Annotated in this window: 2 protein-coding genes; one reads left to right on the top strand and one right to left on the bottom strand. The window is 68.2% G+C overall.

Features of this window, described 5'->3' with window-relative positions; translation table 11 throughout:
* The first annotated feature begins 253 nt into the window (after positions 1 to 253).
* Positions 254 to 1,165, top strand: a complete 912-nt coding sequence (locus Q0283_RS11350) for a response regulator transcription factor (RefSeq protein ID WP_221243374.1) — start codon at positions 254 to 256, stop codon at positions 1,163 to 1,165.
* Positions 1,166 to 1,272: 107 nt separating this feature from the next.
* On the opposite strand, the gene Q0283_RS11345 is transcribed toward Q0283_RS11350, so the two are convergent.
* Positions 1,273 to 1,674 carry an Hpt domain-containing protein gene (locus Q0283_RS11345; RefSeq protein WP_183527391.1) on the bottom strand — a complete coding sequence of 134 codons (402 nt, stop codon included), beginning with the start codon at positions 1,672 to 1,674 and terminating at the stop codon, positions 1,273 to 1,275.
* Between the last annotated feature and the right edge of the window lie 344 nt (positions 1,675 to 2,018).

The raw sequence follows: 2,018 nt of genomic DNA, 5'->3' as shown, positions 1-2,018 counted from the left end.
CTGGGCGAAGTACCGGCCTGCGTCCGAGGCCTCATCCCTGACCGGCCCGTGTGCCGTGATCCGGTTGGTCACGTCCGGGAGGGTCTCCAGGATGGGCGCTGCGGCCGACTCGGAGGTGGCCCCCGCAGACGATGTCACCGACGTCCGGCGTGTGGGCATGACGTATCTCCGTTCTGGCGCTGATACGGCCGTATGCTGTTGCGAGTCCACCCTATGCCGTCCGCGGTCTGCTATAGCGTTGGACGAACAACGGATGACGAGGGGTAATGCGGTGGACGACCGGCGTGTAGCGGTAGTGGTCGAGGACGACGAGGACATCCGGGAGCTGATGGTGGCCCTGCTGGGCCAGTCCGGCTTCGAGGTCCACGCGGCGGCCAACGGCACCGACGGCGTGGACGCCGTCAGGGAGAATGACCCTGTCCTGGTCACCGTGGACCTCGGCCTGCCGGACATCGACGGTTACGAGGTCACCCGCCGGGTGCGGCGTTTCACCGACGCGTACGTCGTCATGCTGACCGCCCGCAACGAGGAGATCGACACCCTCATGGGCCTGGATGCCGGCGCCGACGACTACCTCACCAAGCCCTTCCGCCCCCGCGAGCTGCGCGCCCGCGTGGAGGCGATGCTGCGTCGCCCCCGCGCCGCCCCCGCGCCCGCTGCCGAGACCCCGGGCCCGACGCTGGCCACGGTGACCCCCGCGCCCGCGCCCGGTCACGCTGCAGGGCACGCAGCCGAACAGGGCGCCGGCCCGACGTCGGGCGCCGACGGATCCGCCGCTGCCACGCCGTCCGGCTCCACAGGACGAGCGGATGCGTCCTCGGCCGACGCCCGGTTGGCCCTGGACGGTCTGGTGCTCTATCCGCACGTGCACCACGTGGAGGCCGAGGGTCGGGACGTGACGCTGACGCCCACCGAGTTCGTGCTGCTGGAGACGTTGTTGCGCAGCGGCCGGGTCGTCCGGTCCAAGGCCGAGCTCACCCGCATCCTGCGTGGCGACGAGCCCGATGCCGGAACGTTCGTGTCCGAGTCGGACGAGCGGACGGTCGAGGTGCACGTCGGGAACATGCGCCGCAAGCTCGGCGACGACCCGCGGCGGCCGCGGTGGATCGAGACGGTGCGCGGCATCGGCTACCGCGCTGCCGGGGCGGCCGAGACGTCCGGTTAGCCGGATTCCGGCACCCCGAGCCGACGACCCCTGGCGACGACGAGACCCCAACCGCCTGATCGGCGTGTTGGGGTCTCGTGCGTTCCGGGTTCGGCGGGGCCGTCAGTTCATGCGGGCTGGGAACCTCCGGAGAGCCGGTCCAGGAACAGCTGCAATTGACGGGCGGTCTCCTTGGCCAGGTGGCGCAGTTTCGCCATGACGGAGTCGAGACAGTCGGTCACCGGCCAGCGGACGGGATCCGGCGGACGCTTCGCCAGGTGGTCCTGGAGCTCGGCGGCCAGTTGCGACAGCGCGGCGGCACCGGCCATGGCCGACGAGGTCTTGAGGGACAGGACGGCGTCCATCCAGTCCTCGTGGTCCTGGGTGTTCAGGGCATGGTGAAGTCGTTCGACGCGTTGGTCCAGCATCTTCTCGTACCGGCGGATGAATCCGCACAGCACTTCTGGATCGCCCAATTGTTCTCCCAGCCGGCCCAACGCATCAGTGTCGATAACTGGTGCAGTGGTCATGGCTTCATGATCCACCCGGCACCTGTGGTTGTGTCCCCGGATTCGCCAAAGAATGGCTCAAGAAGCGCGCAGGTTGCCAAAGCTCAAGAAGGGCTCAAGTCGAGGACCGGGAATCCTTGGGAAACCTTGTGGGGATCCGGTGCGAATCCCGGTCCCTCGCTTTGGGAGACCGGGGTGAACTAAGTGTCATCGGGAAGCCGATAGCAGCAGGGACATCCCCCGTCCAGGCGCCACCAGCTTCCGTAACCGTCTCAGCATCGACGCTGGGTGCTGGCATCCCCGCCAGCCCCGGCGAAGATCGATACCACTAAGGGGTTTGACATGAAGAAGATGACCAAGGGCGC

Source organism: uncultured Citricoccus sp. (assembly GCF_937871995.1).
Taxonomy (GTDB): Bacteria; Actinomycetota; Actinomycetes; order Actinomycetales; family Micrococcaceae; genus Citricoccus.
This window is presented reverse-complemented; position numbering and strand designations above follow the sequence as displayed.